The following is a 22,603-nucleotide window of genomic DNA, read 5'->3' as shown; positions in this document are numbered from 1 at the left end:
AAAATAAAGGCATATTATGAAGAAACGTGAAATTCGAATCCCGCCTCTTCCGCCAAAGACAAAAAAAGCTTTCTGATAAATCAGAAAGCTTTTTTACATTTAAGCAGTTAGAAATTGCGCGGCACCGGAATTTTATAAATTGCATCTACAAGAAATATACAGGATCATGGGCGAATCCTGAGTTTTGTTCAAGATAAGTCGGATCACAGTACACAATACCTTGCTGGCTTTGCCACCTCGTGCTAACTCCGCGGAATTTTCCCTAGTCCCTTGAAACTTCTGATCGTTATGGAAGCATTCCTTATCAATGCCTCCTTTTTGTTTAGCCAAATAGCCATCTCTGCTTTTGTAAAAGTTAATATCACCGATAGCATTCTTCAATTTAATAATACCTGATCGTCTTGCCAAATCACACGCACTTTTAATCTCACCTTTGCTGCCGCTAGCCATTGTTTACAAGTTAAAAATGGGGATAATAAAGCCATCCTAAAAAAATGGGGATACCAAATGACGGTATTGGATGAATATGGTCACATATTTCCTAAGTTTATTATGTAAATTGCAATAGCTTATAGGTTAATCAGAGAAATATGATAGATAGTTTTTGGAAAGAATTTCAAAATAAAATTCCCGAATATAGCGGTTTAAAAACGCCACAGTCCTATTACTTTTGTGACAATGAAAAGGACGCAAATGAATGTGCCGAACTCGTAAGCAAAAGTAGCTATGATAAGGCAGAGAATTTTGACAACTATCTGAATGGAATGGATAGCCCGATACATATTCTTGTTAGATTAAATAATGAAATTGTTAGATGGGCAACAAAATTCATTAGAGATCGAGAAAAATGGTTTGTCATAATCCTTTCTAGTTCCATAAATGGACAATACATCGGTTTAAAGTTGATCGATCATATTAAAGCTCACTAATCCTTACTATATGGCTGGGTGATTGACCATGACAAAGACATTAAAGTGAATGGTAAACCTTACGTGTCACCACTAAACTTTTACCTAAAACAAGGCTGCGAAATAATCAAGGACCAGCGTTTAGAATATTTGAAATTATCTTAAAATCCACATTATTTATCTGCAAAATTCCAGCACTAATTTCTATTTCACAATTATGATTAGGAGTAGCCAAGAATTTTTTCTTTCCATTAATATTAATATATCGATATGGTTCACATGATAAAATAATTGATGAGTAAACAATGAAGTAGGTAAACAGAATTAATTGTCGAGTACTCATATTTATTAATTTTTATTATTCAAGTCGTGATCCATTAGGCACGCCTAATAAAAACAGAAAGAGAGCTAAAAGATAAACCTCATCTTGCCAATTTCTAAGGATAATGTTTTTGTTTCTGAAAAAAAAGGACTTCCATTGACTAGCATACTACAATCTTTTGGAAAAATAAAGTTTAGTCTTCCTCTATCCCAGGTGCTTGAAGTTTTTACAAGGTCAAATCGTAAATTTGACCTTTCGAAATTGAAACTTTACGATTTGATACCACAATCTTACTACTTAATTGAATTGCCCCAGAATCCAATCCATTGGCTCTTGTTAAATTATCTATCCACTCATCAACATTGTTTATTTCAAGATTACATCCTTTAGGACTTAATTCAAAAATAAGGAACGCCTCTCTTATAAAATGTGACCCTATCTCCAGCTTACATTCTGAATTAGTATCTAATAGAATACTACGTTCACCATTAATAAGGACAGATTTATTAGCTTCACACGAAAGCAATGTTATAAAGATTAAAATAGAGATGACTTTAAATATCAATAATCTATCTTTCATGGCTAGTTATCTTGTTTATTATCTTAAAGGAGTTGGATTAAAGGCCGTCTCTCACTATAATCGCAAAAATATTTTTGAAATTGTTATTCGAATGTTTCTATTATATGATTTCCCCTCAATTTAAGTTTCTGAAAACGTTCAGCCATTGAAATCATTCAATAAAATTGTATTTATTCTTAATAACTTCTTGGCCCCACTTTAACTTTCCCAACATTCAAAATGATCTTTACAGTATCTGAAATCAACGGTAAATCCTTGCAAAGCAGATATTTATTTGGGGGGATTATAAATTCAACATCTTTTTTAAGATCATTGTTATCTTTCAATTGAGCCTGAAATAAAAATCTTCCTTTATCATCCAACATTACAGTGTCTTTATCTCTATAGAATGGGAAAAAGTCAGAAAAGGAATTGTTATTTGCCTCAAGGACCGAAATAAGATACTTTACATTCTCGACCTTGATAAAAGAGTTTTCATTTAAAAATATGAATCTAAATCGAGTACCGTGAGAGTTTTCAACTATCAATTTTGCATTACAGCCCACATCTTTTTTCAGAATTAGCTCTTTTTTGCCATTTATGGATACAGACCATATAGGATCACAGGAAATTAAAACAATTAGGGACATAAATGCCAATATTCTTAAAACTTTCATATCACTTAATTATAAGGTTTGTTAATTACTAACATAAATAAATCTGACCATTAACATATTAAATCTGGTTATTTAAGTTTAAAAGGGAAAGGGAGATCTATTATTATAATTCCCTCTGACAATTTGAGCATCATTTTCTAAGGTTCCTTTTGTAAAATATGCTCCCGCGAATCCAAAACGTAAAGCTTCCGAAATAATTCTTCCGTAAAATCGAGCAAATCCCAATTGTTTCTGCTGAAAATAATGAAAGCTTTCCTCAATCCGTGTATCAGGCCCCTCTAAAAAACTACCATAAGCATTTCTACCTAAAGACACCCCTGTTCCATTAAATAAGTCAGCCAGTCCACCCCCTCTATGAATAGGTCTATCGTTCCCATGAGGAATATAACTGTCGTCAAAGCTCATTGCAGGCCCCATCATCCCGATATTGAACAAAGTGTTTGAAAATCCGCCAATTGCGCCCCCTATAGCGCTATTCAAAATTATGTTTTTATCGTCATTTCCCAAAACTTTTTGAACAGCTCCTGAAGTTGCTCCTGTCAATGCTCCTTTTCCCGCTGAATAAGACAATTCCAAAAGTGAATTCTTAACACCAGTTCCAAAGCCTGACCCTTTTATTGGATTGAATTTAGGTATGGCTGAACCAACTAGGCCACCGGCAACCATTCCCGCAACTGAGGCAAGATTTATTTCTCCTCCGTACATAGATGTTGTTACCACGGAGCTCACTGTCTGAGAAAGCATATTATAACCAAATGTATTACCAAAAGATCCCAAAAGGCCGGATGAGCCAATCGCACTTACACCTCCACCGATGGCGCCGCCAATTGCCCCCATAGCAATCGAACTTCCAAATCCGCTCCAGCTCCAGTCACCGGTTATTGCTGCATTTATTGAATATGCAGCTGCGCCAACGCCGGCTCCAATTATAGCTCCCCAAATAATACCTGCGAGTATAGGAATACCAAAAAGAACTTCTCCATTAGGATCAACATAGATCAGCGGGTTATTCAATGCATAGGCAAACCTGTTGTAGTTCTGTGTGTTGAAAGGATCTTGCACATTACCATCCGGAGAAAGGAACCGCGCCATTCTTGAATCATATAGTCTACCGTTCATATGGATCAGTCCAACGGTTAAAAGGTGTTCGTGTCCAGTAAATCCTCTGTCTAAGATTCCAAACTTAGTAAGATTATTGTTGCTGCCATCAGTAATTTTCACAATATTTCCCCACGCATCAAATTGCCTTTTTTCAACGATTCCTCCGCTTTGGTTTGTTATCATGACAATACTTCCCAAATAATCACGGTGCAGGTAATATAAAGCCCCGGCTACGGGTAGACTTCCTTTAGACTCTTTCCAGATAGCTGGTGCTGAGTAAGCATCGCCACCAAGGTATAGGATAAAGGAGACCTGACCTGTCTGGGTATCATGGATTATCTCCGAACTGCCATCACCGGCATAATGCTTCCGAAATCTTCTCAACATTTTATCAGCTTGAACACCACCATAGAACATATTGGCCCTTCCAAGTGAAGAATTATACTGAAAACTTATTCGATCAATTCCAGTTTCACTGATTTCAATAGGCGATTTAAATGCATTGAAGCTGACATCCTGTGGAGTTCTGGTTTGATAGTATGCGCTTGCTGATGTATTTAATGTCAGATCCTGTTGTTTATAACTGACTCCGCTATAGCTATATGTACCTTGTCTGGTATTTTGAGTAATTCTCCCCCTAGCATCATACTGTTGACTCTGGCTACCATTATTGTCATTGAATGTCGTCAATCTATCTAAATTGTCATACCCAAAAGATTCGGACCAGTTAAATGAACTATTGGTCCTACTCGTAGGGAACTCTCTCTGGACATTAAATGTTGTTCCTAAGGTCATAAGAGTAGTTGGAGTCCCAGAGGTACGATATAATCTACGTTGCTGTGGAAATCCATAAGTGTCATATTTTAATGAGGTTCTCGAAACTCCCTGGGTAGCAGCTGCCAACTCTCCGCGAAGACTAAGCGAGTCCACTCGCCATAAAATGTGTCCCCCGTCGGGTGTTGCCGGAAGATTCAGCTGTCGTCTAAGACCGTTCTGATATTGTGTCAATACTGACTTTTCAACCGATGTAGATGTCGGTTTATGTGTGGCCTTAATCTTCGAATTATTTATTCTTCCAAAAGCATCATATAGAAATGTTCTGCTGAACTGCGCATAGGAATTATCTTCGGTCTGAGAGAAAAGGCGTTTGTACGTGTCATAAACATAAGCATCAGTCGAATTATTGCCATCTTCATTTACCAATGCTACTTGGGCAAGCAATTTCGAAGTAGGGTCATACGTATATGTCCATTGCATATTCGTTCCGGTACCGGTAAAATTTCTGGTCGACAGTTTCCCAGCCTGGTCATATACAAATTGCGATTGGCCAATTGGAGAGGTTTCCTGTTTCACCTGTCCCCATCCATCATAAGTATATTGGTAAGTCCCCGCACTTGGATCTATTAGTTTTGTTTTTTGTCCCCAACCATCCTGTTCGATTGTTTGGATACTACCACCAAAATCAGCAGTTTTGAGATTGCCGTTTGCAAAATAAGTATAGGTAACTGTTCCACCTGGATCTTGTAGGCTTGTGACCATATCGAATGCATTCCGGGAAGTTGTAACAGCTTTTATGCCATCATTAACGGTCATATTCAGTCCATTATAACTATATGTTTGAACCCTTCCCGTATATTTTGTAGATTGATAGATGCGTCCATAACTATCAAATGACAATGTGTTCCAAAGGGTATAATTACCTGGCTGCGAAAGTTCACTAACCTGATATTCTCTTCCATATACATCATATTTCCAAGACCGGCCCTCAAAAGTCCCAAGGACAGTTTTATCACGCTGTTCTAATTTCTGGCCAAGCTGATCTATCGTGGTAACGGATGAAGAACCGTCATCTCCTGTCGCTGTAATGATAGTGTTAAACATATCCTTGGTATACGTATTTGTTTTAACTTTTCCTAAGTAATCAGTTGTGGTTTTGATCCTGTTCCAGCTATCGAAAGTGTAAGCGGTATTTCTATTATATTTGTCGATATATGAAGTTAGCATCCCAGAGACAGAACTATTTACAAAGCTCTCAAATAATCCATCTGGATCAGTATATTTTGTCTTAAATCTTCCTGTTGCTTCATACACCATAGTTTCGGTACGTGAACCGTCTGCCGGAGTAGTTGTAATACGTTTTATTATATTACCAAAGGCATCATAAGTTAAAGCCTGAGTAATAAACGATGTGTTATGTCCTTTGTTTTTTACCTGTGTTGGGAGATAACCGGTATATACAAGCTGTTTTTCTGCTGTATAGATCTCTGTGCCAACCTGTGTTGTGTCTTTTCGATTAGTCAGCCGCCCGATATAATAAGTTGTTCCAGTACTATTTAAATACGTTTGGGCTGACCTATCTGATCCCTGACCATTAACATCAGTTTTATGATATGTCACGTTGTAATATCCATCATAAGTGAAGCGTTGATTCCTATAAGTCCCTAAAAGTTTGTCCTTCAATGAGAAGGCAATAGGTACATTGACAAAAGTTTTGTTAGTCAATATGCTTGTCTGATAGATATGGTCTTCCCGGCTGATATAATCGCTGAGCGTAGCCCCATCAGGAGCACCGCCCGCAGGAGGAGGATTAGATACAGACATATTCTTAATCGTATTGTTTATATAGCTATTCTTGGAGACAAAGGTACGGAGATTTGCTCCGCGCAATTGTGGACTCTGAATGCCGATGGTGTATGTACGGTTAACGTCAGATGCACCTGTATGCACATTGCTCCGGATATTTTCACCGAATCCAAGAAATCCCAGACCGTCAGCATTTGTGACTGCATTCGCATAACCAAAAGTCTGTAAACCGATCTGTCCTGCGGCATCTCTTGCAATCGCACTGGTAACATATAACTGGGGAGCAAAGTGAATGTCTATATAAGGGAATGTCTGATCGTATGAAGAATTATAAAGTGGCAATCCGTTCCCATTTGCACCTTCCATTAATCTTGCGTAGTCAATGTAATGATTTACGCCATCGTGAAAAATAGTCGTTAGATGTCCCTCCTTCATCATATCCTTGTCAGAGCGGAACAATGAAATTGAATTATCACTTATATAACCATATTCAAGATTAGGATTCTGCTGGTCCGGGTTCAAAAAGATCGGAATAGGATTATGGCGTACTGTTGTACTCCTGTTACTGGAAACCGAATTTCCATAAATTGGCCTATTACTAACGTCTATTCCAATGTTATGGTAAATTGTGACAGCAATGTTTCCTGTCGCGGTAGAATTATAAGTAGTTGTAGCACTGTATATGATATCCGTTTTCCCATCACCATTTACATCAGTTGGAATCAATACATATTGCTTCATGGTATTTGAACCATCCCATGTGTTCTGCACATGGGAAAAAGGTTCGTTTTTTTCATGTTTAATAAAGCCTTTACCAGTAGACATAAATGTTGCAAACAGGTTGTTATAGCCAGTAGCAAACATAACATCCATTTTGCCATCTCCGTTAAAATCCCCCAATAATGTGGGACGAGCACTATTGTTTGTTATCCTGGTATCAGAAATTGTAAAACTAAGCTGGAGCGATTGTTCATTCAGTGAATACACGTCCATACTTCCTTCTTTGACAACGAGAATATCCGTTTTTCCGTCGCCGTTAAAATCTGATGTATATATTTTATCATAGGTATTGATCGGTTTTTGAAGATAACTCATCGGAGAAATATAGTCGGTCGTCTTTCTGCGGTCCATATCAATGAATATTCCAATTGAACCAGATTCCTGAAACTGTTTGGTACAGGGATTTGCCCATTCGTATGAAACGATTGTTTCATTATAACTTAATGCTACTACATCACTTAACCCATCACCGTTAAAATCTCCCGATACTATTTTGTAAGCACGAGGTCCGTTAGAATGCATCATCATATCGCATTCAGAAAAATAAGTTTGGTTTTCGGGCGGATTCTCCCAGAGTTTGGTATATTGGTAATAAACCGGGGTTACAGTACCCGATGAATAGACATCAAATTTAAACCCATTTAATCCGTATCGCTTGCTAAGTAGCATTCCTTGACCTGGCAGGATTTTGCTTGTACTGGATAGCCATGTTACCGGAAAAATATCTAAAAAGTTCCCACTGTTTACTTCATAGCCCAATTGTATATATGGTGAACCTGGATCAAGATCGTAAAAAGCATAGAATTTGTTCTTGCCTGTCGGATATAATATAAAATCCATGCTTCCATTTCCGGTAAAGTCTGCGGAGAGAACCTGCGAATTATTACTTGCAATTCCCGTTAGGCTTAAATTTGAGATAACGGATGAAGTAAGCATATTTGTTGTGTTATGATATTCAAACCTAACTGGTGCAAAAGCATTGGTTTCAGTACCGTCAAATTCCTGGATCTCCGTCATTCGATCATAATCGAGGGTACTCACTGTAGAATAAGTTGGGATATAATGCCTATAATTCGTACCATTTGCAACAACGCTGATCTTACTGATCCTTTTATCTGAATAAAAACCTGTGCCAGCAACATAATTCTGTTCAGCCCTGCTAGCCGCACCGTAGCTAAATTCTACCCTATTTAGGGCAGTTCCCGTTCCCCGACGTCCATATAAGACTTTGCTTATAAAAAGATTATTATTAAAGGTTGTATACTCGTAACTGATACGGACTCCCTGTGAATTTTCTATATAGGTGAGCCCGTATTGTAATCTGGATCTTGAATTAGTATTTTGTCCATAAAAAGCCTTTGTGCCGTTTGGATAAAACACCTCGAAATATGCTGGTCCAAATGAAGCTCCAAAAGAAGACACCCCTCTTGAAACTATCTTTATATTGGAATACTGCTCGGTCTGATATTCAGCGCCGTCTCCACCATAAGATCCGCTCTTTAAAAGAAGCCGCTGACCATCCAATGAAAATCGATCATTAAGGTCAAAGTTAACACCTCCAACCCGGTCGTCAGAGTACATGGCGGCACCAACCCTAGATATGGACGATAGTCCAAAAACATTCCATCCGTATCCAGCGGTTCCCCGGCTACTCTGACTATTGTAGATTAAGCCTAGTTCTGGTACAAACCCATCAATACCTGGAGGTATTATAAAGGGAATAGTGTAATTTGTCGATCCAGTTGCAGACACATCCAAATTAACTTCTGTTCTTCCCGGACTTAAAGTCGCAGCTAAAACTTGTAGTCTTGATTTTGAAGCCTTTGTAGATGAAGACGAATCTGACACTGCCGTTTTAAGGGTATCTATTGAGAACGTTGAAGGAAAAGTTGCGTTAACCTTGACAATCGAATCCAATAAGCTCCAATTTGACGAATTACTTTTATTTAAACCTATTGTATCGGTCTGGATTCTGTTCTGTGAAATACAATCAATACTGATCGCACAAAATAATGACACTAAAAATATCAATCTTTTCATGTTAGGCCTCCTTTACTTTTTCTATAATTAGCTCTACCCACTTATCATCTCCAACCGAAATACGAAGGAGATAGGTTCCCGCCATAAGTTGATCTGTAGAAAATTCAACGGAATCTTCCTTTTTATAGGATTCAATAGCCACTTTATTTTTATCTCCGAAATTCACTAGTGAGAGAATTGGAAAAGCATTTTTAATTAGATCAGCTGAATAGATCTTTATTACTTTTTCTTTTCTATTATGGTAGAGGCTATAACCATTCCCAATTTCTATTATATCAGGTTTTAACCTGTCTCCAAAGGCAATGCTATCAGAATTTAAAACACTGACCGTGGGGCAATTAATACATATCCATAACCTTTTTGTTTGATTTCCAGACGCATCGAAAGTGAAGGTGAGTTTTTGTGAGAATGCATGCGTAGAAAATGTCATCGAAATGGAAACAAGAAAGAAAATGATGAAACTCCATGATCCCCAAGACAGACTGATATTGATAATAGACTTCTTTTTCATAATTTATTGATTTATGTTCTCAAAGAATCCGCATACGCGGAAAGATTTATCCGCAAAAAACTATGAGAATGTTATAATCTAAATTAACTTCAAATTATATCACTATTCAGACAAAAAAATATTTTTTATACAGCATTTGGCCGAATTGTGCTACACAAAGAAGACAAGTGAGTTTTATTATAAAAACAGTTAGTTAACAGGTGAAAAAGATCTATTATAATCCTTTTAAACTGTATCTTTTTGGGGTCATAGCGTATTTTTTCTTGAACAGCCTACAGAAATAACTGGGACTAGCAAAACCACACTGTTCTGAAATCTCTTTAACAGACAATATCCTTTTGGTAAGAAGGAGCTTTGAATGTTCAAGACGGTGATCTGTAACGAAATCGATGATTGTCTTTTTTTCAAGTTTGAAAAACAGTCTTCTCAGCGTTCGCTCTATTATGAAGTAACGTTTACATAGAGCCTCAATATCGGTTATCTCCGTAGAAAGGCAACCTGATTTTAGATACTCTTTTATTTCATGTATTTTTTCGGAGTTGGACATTTCAGAGAGATGGATCCGGTAATCTTGAGCCCGATCATAGATCCTTAAAATTTTCTTGATCATCGGAAGGAGAGTCGTTTCGAGATCAATATTGTCCAGTATAGGTAAATGCCATATCTTGATAAGTTCTTTTGCAAGTGATCGACTCATGAAAAGCTTCTCCATATACGATACTGAAACATTACTTTTTAGGCAAAAAGATAAAAATTTAGAAAGGTTAGGTAGAGCAGATGCCTTTCGCTGTATCCATTCTATGCGCAGGGATATGTAAAGAATAATATTGCAACCCGGCTTAAACGTTTTCTTATAAATACCTTGATCGCAGAAAGTTGCATAATATGTTCCCCGCGCTGGACAGGATAGAATGTTTCCTTCAGGGCTACTGAATTCAGCCTCACCCTCAAATATGAAGAACATAAACAGGGAGGGCTCCAGTACCTCAGAATATATTGTGTGCTGATTTTCAGAACTGAATTCGATAAGCTCCATGAAATATAAAAAATTACTGTAACATTGAAACACAGCTTTTCCGCCAACAAATTCATGATATAGCGAATCGGCAAATGGAATTTTGAATGTATTATTATCTGTGAATGACTTACTACTTTTGTAAATTTCTAATGAACCTAGATTAAATTTTATAGATCTATTCATACCATATCTGAAACATATTGACGCAGAAATTAATATCCTATTATAATATAATCTATTTTCTACCAATATTCACCATATTTCTATTAATTTATTATCGTTAAATAATCAAGGTAGCTTTTTTAATATAAGCCCTATTTATATATTTTCGCGTCTAGTATAGTTATATGGGATAAAATAACAATTAGTGGCCAATCTTTCAATGAATTCGCCTGAACGTTGTGCCATACAAATGTTTTTAATACAGCTCAGATACTTACAAATCATTCGCATGCTGATTTCAAAGAGATTCTATTCAAACAGATCAGATCGGCAGTTAAAGTATAGAGAAAGCGTTAAAAATAATATGGGTGACCCGTCTTATTTTAGATTCTATTATTTTCTACTGAGGAGGCGTCGCAACTTGCAGAATATGCGCAAGAAAACCGCTAATGCTTCCGCTAAAAAATGTATTCATATAAAATATAGGACAATTTTATGAAGAAACGTGAAATTCGAATCCCGCCTCTTCCGCCAAAGACAAAAAAAGCTTTCTGATAAATCAGAAAGCTTTTTTACATTTAAGCAGTTAAAAATTGCGCGGCACCGGAATTTCCTGCACTTTACTTTCCCTAAAATCCTTCATACTTTTGGGTTCCTTAGCTTCCAATTCTGCAAAATCCACAACCCCGTTTTCTTTTGCCCACCGGAAATAAGCAATAGACAAACGGGACACAACTTCGTGATGCTGTCCGGCAACATCGTTCCGTTCAGTAGGATCTTGTTCAAGATCGTAAAGTTCCCATTTATAGGACGGCCAGGTCGATAACAGTTTCCATTTTCCAATACGGGCAGCACGATTACCGGCACGCTCCCAAAATAAGCCTTCTTGTCTCCGAACGGTATCTTGATCCTGGAATAAAACCTGAAGCAAACTTTTTCCTGGTAAAGCATTCGCCTTATGCCCCCCATATTCTTTTGGGTATACTGCGCCAACCAAATCGTAGAAAGTCGGTGCCAGATCAATGACGTGACCAGTACCCTGTTTGACGCCTTTCGCGATTTTACCGGGAAACCAAGCTATAAATGGGGTATTAATCCCACCTTCATAGGTATAATCTTTAAATGCTTTAAAAGGTGTATTGGAGGCATATGACCAATTTTTACCCTGCGATTCATAAGAACACAGTGTCCCAACCGGTCCTTTATTTATCCGGGCGCCATGATACCAGCGAACAAGATCTTCAGCCGGCGCACCGTTGTCTGACAAGAAAACAATCAGTGTATTGTCCAATTGTCCATTGTCTTTTAGCTTATCTAGCAATTTTCCTATAGTCTGATCCAATCTGTCGACCATAGCCGCAAACACTTCCATTTTTTTTGACCACAGTTTTTTTTGATCAAATGATAATCGTGACCAATCGTAAATATCCGCATCAACAAGCGATGGTTGGGTCGCTTGGGACACCAGTCCTAATTGTTTCTGGCGTTCAAAGCGCTCTTGACGTATCGCCTCCCACCCACTGTCATACCGACCTTTATATTTGGCGATATCTTGCGGCAACGCTACTAATGGCCAATGTGGGGCTGTATGTGCCAAATAGAGAAAAAAAGGTTTATCCTGCGTTTTGATCTGATCCAAAAACGCCTCAGCTTGACGATTGATTACCTCTGTCGAAAATGAACCTTCCAAAGGATAGCCTTCAGAATCGGTTTGTTCTTGAAAAGTCGGCGCGCCTGAATCTGCATTTTTTTCCACTCTTGGAAATACCAAATCAAAACCGCGCTCCCATGGCAAACTTTTCCCTTTTCCAGACACATGCCATTTACCCGAGGTTGCCGTGATATAACCATTCAACCGGAGGACTTCGGCAATGGTCAGTGATTCCGAATTAATATAACCCTGATAGGCAGGCAGTCCAAGATCGTTGGAAAAATACCCAACGCCAGCTTTGTGTTGATATTGCCCTGTGATTAGGGAGGCCCTGGTCGGCGCACATATCGAATTGTTATAAAATTGCGTCAGCTTTAGCCCTTCGTTGGCTAAACGATCCAAATTGGGTGTAGAAATTTCCGAACCGTATGCTCCAATATCGGAATAGCCTAAATCATCGGCCAAAATCAAAATGATGTTTGGCTTTCTTTGTTGTGCATAACCTATTAGTGTAGCAACCACAAAGTATAATGTCAAAATTATCTTCTTCATATCTTTTCTTTTTCACTCCTAACGAAATTGATTGGTTGTTTTTAAACGCTTGTAATCCACAACAGAATTCTCTTCAGCCCAGGCTTTATACCTTGCCTCGAGATCTTTCACGATAGCTGGATAACGACTGGCGAGATTGTTATTTTCGCCCCGGTCCTCATCGATATTGTATAATTCGGGTTTGTTACCATCCTTAAATAAAGAAACTAATTTCCACTTACCATATCGCACGGCACGATTGCCTGCACGTTCCCAAAACAGCGGAACATGCCGATCGACCTGATTGCTATCTGAACGCAAGAGCGGTCTCAAACTCAGCCCCGGAAGTGTATTTATCGCCGTGTCGCCGACATGTTCCGGATAGGTGGCACCTGCAAAGTCATACAAGGTGGGAGCGATATCAATAAGATGGCCTACCCCCTTCTTAATCACGTTTGCCCGCACCTCTTTTGGATACCACACAATGAAGGGGGCACCAATGCCACCTTCATACGGATTATCTTTGTAACTTCTCAAAGGTGAGTTTCCGGTTTGGGACCAATTGCTGTTTTGCACATCATAGGAACCTGGTAATCCGACAGTCTCTGTATTCCTTGCCGTATACACGCGTGTACGATCCCCGCCCTGGGCACCGTTATCCGACAAAAAAATGATTAGTGTATTCTTATCTTTTTTTAGCTCTTTTAACGTTTTTCTTATGCGGCCGATACTCTGATCCATGCGATCAATCATGCCGGCAAAGACCTGTTGCCGACGTTGCCAATACTGCTGCTCATCATAGGTCAATTTATCCCAGTTTTGTACGGTCGAGTCCTTTTTTTGCAATGCCCTGCCCTAGCGAGAACACACCTTTTTGCTGCGCATTTTCATAACGCTGCGTACGCAGACTATCCCATCCCTCACGATACACTCCATTATATTTTTGAGTTTCTTCTTCCGGTGCCTGCAGGGGCCAATGCGGGGCATTAAATGCCAAATACAAGAAAAAAGGCTTTTTATCTTTCTGCTGTTCTTTTAGAAAGCCGATGGCTTGATCCGTAATCTCATCTGTCAGATAACGCCCCTTTGGCAAATAAAAGGGTTTATTATTCCGGAAGAGCGGTACTATTGGCTGTTCAGGCCCACTTACTTCATAAAAATTGGACGCCCCACCAACAAAATTGAAAGACCGCTCAAACCCACGCTGTGCCGGCCACTGATCGTAATCATCACCCACATGCCATTTCCCCGATATAATAGTGGAGTATCCAGCCTGTTTCAATACCTCAGCCAGCGTCCGTGACTCCCGATTTAAAAAACCTTGATAAGCAGGCAGTCCAAGATTCACGTTAAAATAACCTACACCTGCGCGATGCGCATACTGCCCAGTCAATAAAGAAGCACGCGTAGGGGCACAAATGGAATTGTTATAAAATTCCTGAAATCTCGTTCCTTCTTTGGCCAAGGCAGTCAAATTGGGGGTCTGTAAGTCCGTTCCTCCATAGGGCTCTATATCCGAAAAACCCAGATCATCAACCAAAATCAATACGATATTTGGCCGATTATCCTGTCCCCAGCTTATCCTTGGTAAGATGGTTAGGCAAAGTGTAATTAATAAGTATGTCGTTTTCATCTATTTAAAATTTAATTAATACATTATCGATTGATCCAATCGGGGTGTTGCGAGAGATTAGGATTGAGATTCAGTTCCCGTTGTGGCGTCGGAAAATGAATATGGCGGGCTGATGCATTCGTCTTGCCGGCAGCTTTCAGCTTAGCAACATAGTAGGTAGCTCCCCTGCGAACCAGATCAAACCATCGTTGATATTCGTAAACAAGCTCCTTTCTGCGCTCCTCAAAAACCAATTCTCTAAAAGCATCCTTCGTTTCCATAACGGATACTTCGTCTATTCCTGCACGACGACGTACCGCGTTAATCGCATTACGCGCTTCTAAAGTCGGCCCGTTCAACTCGTTTTCGGCCTCTGCAAAAATTAACAATACCTCCGCATAACGGATGATCGGCGTATTCTTGGAAGACTGTCCCTGATTTCCTACAACCGTTTCATCATAATATTTACTGAATTGCGGTTTGTTTAGGGCATAGTATTTATTATCTGTTGGCGACACCATCCCCGTTGTAAAGGTCACGGGCAGCCGTTTGTCATTTACCGCAAAGCTTTTATACAAACCACCCTCGCTATGAAGCGCATCTGCGTAATCCCCGTTTATGCCTGGAATATCGGCTGGCGCAGACCTACTGGCCAAAGAATTTCCCTGATAGCCACTGTTGCCTTTAAATTGAGCTGAAAATATATGTTCAACACCATTTTTCTTCCCAATATTAAAGACATCGGCAAAATCTTGGAAAAGCGCATAACCTTCTTTATCGATAACTTCCTTGGCTAATAATTTTGCATTGGCCCAATCCCCTCGCGTCAGATAGACTTTAGCCAAAAGACTTTTGGCTGCTCCAGCAGTGGCGCGTCCTTTATCTGATTCCGAATAATACTTATAGTTAGGCAGCGCCGAAGCAGATTTTAAATCTGCTATTATCAATCCATACACCGCATCCTCTGTCGCTTTGGCCACATAGAGTTCTTGAGGAGATAAAGACTCTACTGGGCTCGTTACCAGTGGAACTGGTCCAAACCAACGCACTAAATTAAAATAATGGAGTGCCCTCAAAAATTTTACTTCGTTGATCAGACGTTGTTGGAGAGTTGGATCGATCTGGCTTGCAGACAGCACACTTATTTTAGCAATATTGACATTTGATGCATTGATCGCATCGTAGCTCTGCTTCCAGAGCTGTTCCATACGGTCATTGGATGCATCATGGGTTAGATTGCTCAGCGCTCTAACATGTGCATTTCTAGCCCTCGGCCCTGCTTCATAATCATCTGTGGCCATTTCGACACCAATCTGGAGCAAGCTGTTGTACAAAGACTGCCCAGTTTCATATAACTTCCTGTAAGTTCCTGTCACTGCAGCTATGGCTTGATCTTGATTTAGATAATATTGCTCCGAAACCAAAGCGCTTGCTGGATCCTCCTCCAATTTCGAGCAGGAAATTGCCGTTAGAAAAATCAGAATGACAGTGAATAAAACATGTATTTTTTTCATTTGAATAAATTGCTTTTTATTGATCATGAGCTAAACTCAGTACTTCTCACTATTCCTATTTAGCGAGCTATTAAAAGGTCAATGAAACTCCTGCAGAAAAAGACCTGGAGGCAGGATAAATGCCCAGATCGGTACCTATTTGTACATTACTGCCCGAAGTAACCTCCGGATCAAAACCAGTATATTTGGTCCAGGTTAAAACATTTTGAGCTGTTAGATAGAGATTCAGTCCCTTTATTTTAGCGTGTTGAAGCCACTCTTTAGGAAGACTGTACCCGAAATGCAATGATTTTAGCCGTACAAAAGAGCCGCTTTCTACAAACTGGTCCGAAAATACAGGAGCCGGATCCAACTTCGCCCGGGGATAAGAATGACTCGGGTTTGAGGAAGTCCAGCGCTCCAATGCCTCAATTGATGCATTCTGTTGACCGGTAAACATCTCCAAATTCTGCCTGTTGATATTCAGAAGATCATTCCCGACGGTGCCCTGGATAAGAAACGAAAGATCAAAACCTTTATAGGACATACTATTGGTCAATCCAAAAATAAAATCCGGCTGTGCATTACCTAGAATCGTTCTATCATTTGCAGTCGTAAATTGTCCATCACCATCGATATCTTTGTAAAGACGGTCACCCGCTTTAGGACTCGCATTCCCTGTAAACTTACCCTTAATAACCTCCTCTCCCGACTGCAGAATACCGTCGGTAACATTACCATAGAAGGTGCCTAAAGACTCTCCAGCTTTAATGATATAATTTCCAAAAATATAAGAACTGGCGCCGTCACCAATCTTCAGTACGGTGTTGCGATTCAGGGAAAAGTTTACATCTGTGCTCCAGCTGAACAATCCCTCAATATTCCGCGATTTCAACCCCCATTCAACTCCTTTATTTGATACAGACCCAAAATTCTGAAGGGAAGAGGCATAACCGGAGGTCCAAGGTATTTCCACATTAAGCAGGAGATCCTTTGTCTTTTTATAATAATAATCAACTGTAAATTGAATACGGTTATTAAATAAACTGATATCAAACCCGCCATCATATTGTACAGTGCTTTCCCAACCGAGGTTTTTGTTGGGAATACGTTGCGGGGCAAAACCAGTGGCCACGTTGTTTCCAAACAGATAATTTAGGCTATATAAGGTAGATAATGATTGATATTGCCCGATTTCTTGATTACCTGTGGTTCCAAAGCTTGTACGAATCTTAAAATCATCTACTCCAGGAAATACTTCCTTAAAAAAAGACTCATTGCCAGCGCGCCAAGAAAGTGCTATCGACGGAAAATTCCCCCATTTGTTGTCTGCCCCAAAGCGGGAACTACCGTCACGACGGAGACTTGCCGAAATATAATATTTATTTGCGTAATTGTAATTTACCCTGGCAAGATAAGAGTGCAATACCCATGCGTAGCTGTCAGAAGACGGACGTACAATGAAGGATCCACTCTGTAGGTTATTGAACAGTAAGTCGTCGGTCACAAAATTTTCTGCTCCAGCATTGAAGATCGTATTTTTGGATTCTTGCTGCGTAAATCCAAGTAAAGCATTGAACGTATGTTTTCCTGTGTTCGCCAAATAGTTTAATGTGTTTTCATTCAGCCATGAGGTTCCATCCCAATTCCCTAAGCTTGCTTTCCCCTTTGAACCTGCCCCTTCATAGATATAGGATGGCAAATAAAACTTATCATTTCGGCCATTTAGGTCAACGCCAACCAATACCTTCGCTTGTAGACCTTTTAAAATACGATATTGTCCAAAAGAAGTTCCCAGTATCCGTAGTCCATTGGATGAATTTGTCGTTTCTTTTAAGGTCGCTATTGGGTTGGCAAAGATGTTTTCAAAAGGATTTCGTAATGTATAAGCACCGTTGACGTCATACACAGTTGCCGTCGAAGGCATTATAAGCAGAGCGTTGACAATTCCTGTAGGCGCTATTTGCGCATAAGTTTTGTTGATGGATAAATTTGCACCAACCTGTAACCGGTCGAAAGGATTTGCGTCGATATTTGATCTGAATCCTACACGCTTGAAATTCGTGTTGACAATGACACCCTGCTGATCAAAATAATTTGCTCCTAAATAGTATTTCACCTTTTCAGCTCCTCCCGATAAAGAGAGCTGCTGATTATAAATCTTCCCAGTACGAAATGCTTCTGTTTGCCAATTTGTACCAACACCCAGCTGATCGATTTCAGTTTGACTGCGGTATTGAAAAGCTCCGAGATTGGGATTCGCATCGTACAAAGCCTCGTTTCTTAAGATTGCAAAATCGTGAGCATTCAGTACCTCGATTTGCTTCAATACATTTTGTGCGCCAAAACTCCCATCATAGTTTAATTGTACCTGTCCTGCTTTACCTTTTTTTGTTGTTACCAAAATTACCCCATTAGCACCTCTGGATCCGTAGATCGCAGTTGCAGCAGCGTCTTTTAAAACTTCAATACTTTCAATATCAGTTGGGCTGATGCTTGCTAATGGGTTAACTGGTGTACCGCTCCCTACTCCTGTGCTTTCAGTTTGATTATATACCGGGAATCCGTCAATCACATAGAGGGGTTCATTTCCCCCTTGTATGGATGCTCCACCGCGAATTCGAATACTCACACCTCCGCCGGGTTGTCCCGAAGTTTGCGTAACCTGAACGCCCGAGATTCCTCCTTTCAACGCCTGATCAAGCGAGGATACGGGCTGTCTCAGAAGCTTCTCAGGCAAGGTCGCCACAGCCCCAGTGAGATCGCGACGTTCTGGGTTCCGTACCCAAGACCACAACCTCATCCAAGTCTGTTGAGACGGGCGATAGCGCTATTACAGTCGGTGAAGAATTGACAACCACCTGTTTTTTCTCATAGCCTACAAAACTGACGATTAGCGTAAAAGGGAGCTTCTGCCCTGTCACAAACTGGAAATTACCTTGGTTATCCGTTTGTACACTATGTGTTACAGCTTCCAATTGTACCGTAACGCCTGTAAGGGGTTCTTGGGTCTTCGCATCGATAACTTTACCGATTAACGATGCATTAATAATTGGTCTGGGTTCTTGTGCCTGTACACTTCCAATTGCGTACAGAAAAAGCGCCACTAAAAGAGAATACCAAAGTACTCTGTGTTTTTTCATCGTAAATTCTATTTAATGTGAAAATGCAAACAAGTGCCAACGCCATTTGTACGCTTGTTATAAATAAGATGGAATGCTTATTGAACAATAAGCAGAAGGAAGGTGTGCTCTTCAGCACATGCGCATTCGACCAATAAATAGATAGTAATTAGATGTAATGAAGCAATTGCTCTCTCGATGGAAAAAGTAGTCGTTTTTCATACTTGTAAAATATTTAATGAGATAATTTTATAATCGTTGCCAACGCCAATCGTTAACGACTACCCAAATATAAAACTATTTCACAATAAAATCTATATACTTAGTAGTATATTTACAAAAAAGTAAAATCCATTTTTATCAACAAAGCAACGACATAACTATCAGCTATGATTTGACGAAATTTTTGTTACAAAGGCATAGCTCATCCAAACTTTTAATCTGCTAATTTCTAAGGCCAGCAAAACCTTATCAATTGCTAACCAAATTTTCCGTTTAGACAGTGCTTGTTCAGTGCTCGTTCAGTGATTACTCAGTCATCATTCAGTCAGTAGTGACGAAGTAGTGACTAATTACTGGCTAAAAAATGAATAAATTTTGTTTATAGGGATAAATTGGTATTAGGTTTTTCCAGCTTTAATGCTTATATTAAATGTTTATAAACTTAATAAAGCAATTATGGCAATCATTAAAAATGGCGTCAATGGATCGGTCTCGGGAAAGGCAGGTTCTGTTGTATTTGTTTTGACTAAAGCAGGAAATTATGTACGCTCTCTTCCTCGCGTAAAAAAGCGAAAGCCCAGTGCTGGTCAGTTGCTTTATAGAACACGTTTCAAAATGGTGAGATCACATATCATTATGCTCAATCCGATAATCAAATTGGGGTATAAGACATATAGCGCTCCTAAAAGGCCATACGACGCCGCGATGTCGTATAATTTGAAAGAAGCTCTTATTCGCCAAGATGATGGCTTTGCGATTGACTGGCAGAAGTTTATGATCGCGAAAGGAAGTCCAAATCCCATCAGTTCTTATAGCATCGAATATGATCAGGAAAATCAAGTACTTGAAGTTACTTGGGAATATGACACTTATCTGGAAGAAAAATTTAAAACCCAGCACTACAACTCCTTCTTAGTTTTGTATAGTGCGGCAGATGAAGGAGTGCCCTTTCAGATGTTAACCAATGACTTAGAGAGTACCTTATCTTCTGGAAAACAAAACATTAAGATCAAGAAAAATAAAAATGAAGTGACCTATGAAATGTTTATCTTCTTTTTAGAAAGCTATGGCGAAGGTAATACAGATAGTTTGCACTTGGGGAGCATAAAAGTTTGAGAAGAGTTAATAGAACGATAGCATAGCTGAAGTTGTGGAATAGATAAAAATTGGCCCTACGACTGCTAAAAAATACCTGAAACCAGTGATCAAGTTTAGGACCAATTGGTCTATTTTTGCAATAAAGAACGGTGAAATATGAGAAAATTAATTGGATACTGTTTAGTTATACTATTTGTAGAGCCAATTTACACAAAAGCGCAGGAAAATTTAAAATTCGACGATAACTTCAACTTATGGAATGTTCGGGCTGGTCAGCAGGCCACCGTCTTTGCGGCAAAAGCTTACGTGCGCAAACAACCTAATCTTAAAGCTGCCATGGTAGATTCGCTATCTGTTGGAAATGTCGTTACGATAACTAGTCCACCATTTAAAGGAAATACCATAAAAAATTTTTATGCGCCTTGGCATGAAATAACCTATACTAAAGATGGCATCAAAAAAACTGGCTTTATTTGGCTGGGGCTCTTGGCGCTTGGAAAACAAAGTGCCTCAGATGGCTCGCAATACATATACGGTTTTGAACGTTTAACCGAAATTAGCGACGAACAGAATCATTTCTCAACAGGTGTCAAAATTCTCGATGCAAATGGAGACTTTCTAGCAGAACATACCTATCCTTTCACTTACTCTGGGCAAACCTTCGCTCAAAGTAAATTGCTTCCGGCAATGGGTCTGCAAAACGTCAAGCAAATTCTGCGTATGGAGTTCTTGGGTGAAGCCTGCGGCATACCATCGGAATATTACTATATGGCCTGGACAGGAAAGCAACTTATCGATCTACCGAGTCGGTATTCGGTCGCTGATGCGGGTATTTATTATTACGATGAAAAGATGCTATTTCCTTCTGAACATGGCAAAAACAATCAGACTATCTATAAGTACATCGAAGAAGGGGAAGCTTTGGACGAAAATGCAAAAAATCCAAATTTTAAAATCACAAAAAAGCAGGAAGAGTTCCAATGGCGTGGTACAAGTTTTCAAAAGGTTCCGACATCCAACTAGCATTTTATGCGGCAGCACGATTCACACGCTTTAACATATTGCATCGTTTTAGTAAAACTTATAACTGTTTTATAAAGGTTTATCTCGTAAAGAAATAAACCTTTTTTTGATGATTACACGTCAATTCATGATTTTTATAAACCAAAACAGTATATTTAGTATCAGTAGTAAAGGGAGGAGTGAAATGATCAAATTAATTTATTAAAATCAACGTTCGATTCATGGAGAAAGTGGTTATTACGGGTGGTACTGGAGCTATTGGTCTCCATTTAACAAAGCTATTGGTTGCCAATCACTATGACGTGATTATTTTTACCAGAAATCCCAAGTCGTATCCTGCGCAAGCCAAGGTTAAGTATGTACATTGGGATCCTAAAAAACAGGAGGTAGATGTCAAATCGATTCAAGAAGCTGACTATATCATCAATCTGGCTGGTGCAAACCTCAACGCCAAGCGGTGGACAAAAGCGTATCAGCAAGAAATTATTGCCAGCCGCGTAGAAAGTGGGCAGTTGCTTTATCAAACTTTAAAAAAGCTGCCAAATCGTGTTAAAGCTGTCCTATCCGCTTCCGCTATTGGTTGGTATGGAGCAGACGACCCGTACCAGAAGAGGCCTTTTATAGAAGGAGACCCCCAAGGCGGCAATTTTCTATCCTGGGTTTGCAACCTTTGGGAAGGCAGTGTTAAGCCTATTGAAACGTTGGGAAAAAGACTTGTTGTATTCCGCTTTGGAGTTGTGATCAGCAAGGACCAGGGATTGTTAAAGGAGGTCGGCCGCTTCCTCCCCTTCCGTTCAATTCCAATATTGGGTTCGGGTAAACAGATGCTCAGTTGGATCCATATGGATGATCTCTGTCGTATGTTGTTATTTGGCATACAAAATAATAACCTCGCAGGCATTTACAATGCTTGCTCATCTGAACCGCTTCCCCTTGCCGAATTTACCAAAAGAATCGCCAGGCGTAAATATGGTCCTTTCTACCTAAGGCTGCCTACCCCGTCATTTTTGATCAGGTGGATGCTTGGTAAAAAAGGACAAGAAATGGTGCTTGATGGCACATGGGTAAGTAACAAAAAGATTGTTCAGGAGAAATTTCCGTTTAAATATCCGCTTTTGGATAATAATTGTATAGACAATTTACATATCGATTAATGGTTAATTGCTGTTACTTTCCGCCCTTTTTGGGAC

Annotated in this window: 16 protein-coding genes; 4 read left to right on the top strand and 12 right to left on the bottom strand. The window is 39.4% G+C overall.

What is annotated here, in order from left to right; all coding sequences use genetic code 11:
* Positions 1–132: 132 nt before the first annotated feature.
* Positions 133–450, bottom strand: a complete 318-nt coding sequence (locus QE382_RS12095) for a hypothetical protein (RefSeq protein WP_307186110.1) — start codon at positions 448–450, stop codon at positions 133–135.
* Between the two features lie 140 nt (positions 451–590).
* Here QE382_RS12095 and QE382_RS12090 point away from each other — a divergent pair, with 140 nt between their 5' ends.
* A complete protein-coding gene (locus QE382_RS12090; protein ID WP_307186109.1) occupies positions 591–929 on the top strand; it encodes a hypothetical protein in 339 nt (112 codons plus the stop codon).
* Between the two features lie 527 nt (positions 930–1,456).
* Here the strand turns inward: QE382_RS12090 and QE382_RS12085 are convergent.
* From QE382_RS12085 to QE382_RS12035, 11 genes are all read right to left on the bottom strand, one after another.
* Complete coding sequence (locus tag QE382_RS12085; RefSeq protein WP_307186108.1) at positions 1,457–1,810, bottom strand: hypothetical protein; 354 nt, start codon at positions 1,808–1,810, stop codon at positions 1,457–1,459.
* Positions 1,811–1,986: 176 nt separating this feature from the next.
* Entirely contained in the window at positions 1,987–2,466 is a 480-nt protein-coding gene (locus QE382_RS12080) for a hypothetical protein (RefSeq protein ID WP_307186107.1), read from the bottom strand.
* Positions 2,467–2,544: 78 nt separating this feature from the next.
* Positions 2,545–8,970 (bottom strand): FG-GAP-like repeat-containing protein, encoded by a 6,426-nt coding sequence (locus QE382_RS12075; protein WP_307186106.1) that lies wholly within the window; start codon positions 8,968–8,970, stop codon positions 2,545–2,547.
* Between the two features lies 1 nt (position 8,971).
* Entirely contained in the window at positions 8,972–9,481 is a 510-nt protein-coding gene (locus QE382_RS12070; protein WP_307186105.1) for a hypothetical protein, read from the bottom strand.
* A gap of 214 nt (positions 9,482–9,695) precedes the next feature.
* Positions 9,696–10,682, bottom strand: a complete 987-nt coding sequence (locus QE382_RS12065) for a helix-turn-helix transcriptional regulator (RefSeq protein ID WP_307186104.1) — start codon at positions 10,680–10,682, stop codon at positions 9,696–9,698.
* Between the two features lie 565 nt (positions 10,683–11,247).
* On the bottom strand, positions 11,248–12,864 hold the full coding sequence (locus QE382_RS12060) for an arylsulfatase (protein WP_307186103.1): 1,617 nt from the start codon (positions 12,862–12,864) through the stop codon (positions 11,248–11,250).
* Positions 12,865–12,882: 18 nt separating this feature from the next.
* Positions 12,883–13,689, bottom strand: coding sequence for a sulfatase-like hydrolase/transferase (locus QE382_RS12055; RefSeq protein ID WP_307186102.1), 807 nt, complete (start codon positions 13,687–13,689; stop codon positions 12,883–12,885).
* Positions 13,652–14,476 carry a sulfatase-like hydrolase/transferase gene (locus QE382_RS12050; RefSeq protein WP_307186101.1) on the bottom strand — a complete coding sequence of 275 codons (825 nt, stop codon included), beginning with the start codon at positions 14,474–14,476 and terminating at the stop codon, positions 13,652–13,654. The genes QE382_RS12055 and QE382_RS12050 overlap by 38 nt, the downstream gene beginning before the upstream one ends.
* 23 nt (positions 14,477–14,499) lie before the next feature.
* The gene (locus QE382_RS12045) at positions 14,500–15,969 is read right to left on the bottom strand and encodes a RagB/SusD family nutrient uptake outer membrane protein (protein ID WP_307186100.1); all 1,470 of its coding nucleotides are present in this window, start codon (positions 15,967–15,969) and stop codon (positions 14,500–14,502) included.
* A gap of 70 nt (positions 15,970–16,039) precedes the next feature.
* On the bottom strand, positions 16,040–18,751 hold the full coding sequence (locus QE382_RS12040; RefSeq protein ID WP_307186099.1) for a SusC/RagA family TonB-linked outer membrane protein: 2,712 nt from the start codon (positions 18,749–18,751) through the stop codon (positions 16,040–16,042).
* Positions 18,681–19,091 (bottom strand): carboxypeptidase-like regulatory domain-containing protein, encoded by a 411-nt coding sequence (locus tag QE382_RS12035; protein ID WP_307186098.1) that lies wholly within the window; start codon positions 19,089–19,091, stop codon positions 18,681–18,683. Before QE382_RS12035 ends, QE382_RS12040 begins: the two co-directional genes overlap by 71 nt.
* A gap of 657 nt (positions 19,092–19,748) precedes the next feature.
* Here QE382_RS12035 and QE382_RS12030 point away from each other — a divergent pair.
* From QE382_RS12030 to QE382_RS12020, 3 genes are all read left to right on the top strand, one after another.
* Positions 19,749–20,408 (top strand): DUF6266 family protein, encoded by a 660-nt coding sequence (locus QE382_RS12030; protein WP_307186097.1) that lies wholly within the window; start codon positions 19,749–19,751, stop codon positions 20,406–20,408.
* Positions 20,409–20,546: 138 nt separating this feature from the next.
* Positions 20,547–21,413, top strand: coding sequence for a hypothetical protein (locus tag QE382_RS12025; RefSeq protein WP_307186096.1), 867 nt, complete (start codon positions 20,547–20,549; stop codon positions 21,411–21,413).
* Positions 21,414–21,634: 221 nt separating this feature from the next.
* On the top strand, positions 21,635–22,567 hold the full coding sequence (locus tag QE382_RS12020; RefSeq protein WP_307186095.1) for a TIGR01777 family oxidoreductase: 933 nt from the start codon (positions 21,635–21,637) through the stop codon (positions 22,565–22,567).
* The last annotated feature ends 36 nt before the right edge of the window (positions 22,568–22,603 follow it).

The organism is Sphingobacterium zeae (assembly GCF_030818895.1).
Taxonomy (GTDB): domain Bacteria; phylum Bacteroidota; class Bacteroidia; order Sphingobacteriales; family Sphingobacteriaceae; genus Sphingobacterium; species Sphingobacterium zeae.
The sequence above is the reverse complement of the archived record's forward strand: the minus strand, read 5'-3'. Positions and strand labels throughout refer to the sequence as shown.

What these genes read in the sequence shown, in the direction of transcription:
- QE382_RS12085 (WP_307186108.1), bottom strand. Translation starts at nt 1,810, where the DNA reads ATGAAAGATAGATTATTGATATTTAAAGTCATCTCTATTTTAATCTTT.
- QE382_RS12090 (WP_307186109.1), top strand. Translation starts at nt 591, where the DNA reads ATGATAGATAGTTTTTGGAAAGAATTTCAAAATAAAATTCCCGAATAT.
- QE382_RS12020 (WP_307186095.1), top strand. Translation starts at nt 21,635, where the DNA reads ATGGAGAAAGTGGTTATTACGGGTGGTACTGGAGCTATTGGTCTCCAT.
- QE382_RS12030 (WP_307186097.1), top strand. Translation starts at nt 19,749, where the DNA reads ATGGCAATCATTAAAAATGGCGTCAATGGATCGGTCTCGGGAAAGGCA.
- QE382_RS12025 (WP_307186096.1), top strand. Translation starts at nt 20,547, where the DNA reads ATGAGAAAATTAATTGGATACTGTTTAGTTATACTATTTGTAGAGCCA.
- QE382_RS12095 (WP_307186110.1), bottom strand. Translation starts at nt 450, where the DNA reads ATGGCTAGCGGCAGCAAAGGTGAGATTAAAAGTGCGTGTGATTTGGCA.
- QE382_RS12080 (WP_307186107.1), bottom strand. Translation starts at nt 2,466, where the DNA reads ATGAAAGTTTTAAGAATATTGGCATTTATGTCCCTAATTGTTTTAATT.
- QE382_RS12065 (WP_307186104.1), bottom strand. Translation starts at nt 10,682, where the DNA reads ATGAATAGATCTATAAAATTTAATCTAGGTTCATTAGAAATTTACAAA.
- QE382_RS12070 (WP_307186105.1), bottom strand. Translation starts at nt 9,481, where the DNA reads ATGAAAAAGAAGTCTATTATCAATATCAGTCTGTCTTGGGGATCATGG.
- QE382_RS12045 (WP_307186100.1), bottom strand. Translation starts at nt 15,969, where the DNA reads ATGAAAAAAATACATGTTTTATTCACTGTCATTCTGATTTTTCTAACG.
- QE382_RS12075 (WP_307186106.1), bottom strand. Translation starts at nt 8,970, where the DNA reads ATGAAAAGATTGATATTTTTAGTGTCATTATTTTGTGCGATCAGTATT.
- QE382_RS12040 (WP_307186099.1), bottom strand. Translation starts at nt 18,751, where the DNA reads ATGAGGTTGTGGTCTTGGGTACGGAACCCAGAACGTCGCGATCTCACT.
- QE382_RS12060 (WP_307186103.1), bottom strand. Translation starts at nt 12,864, where the DNA reads ATGAAGAAGATAATTTTGACATTATACTTTGTGGTTGCTACACTAATA.
- QE382_RS12035 (WP_307186098.1), bottom strand. Translation starts at nt 19,091, where the DNA reads ATGAAAAAACACAGAGTACTTTGGTATTCTCTTTTAGTGGCGCTTTTT.
- QE382_RS12050 (WP_307186101.1), bottom strand. Translation starts at nt 14,476, where the DNA reads ATGAAAACGACATACTTATTAATTACACTTTGCCTAACCATCTTACCA.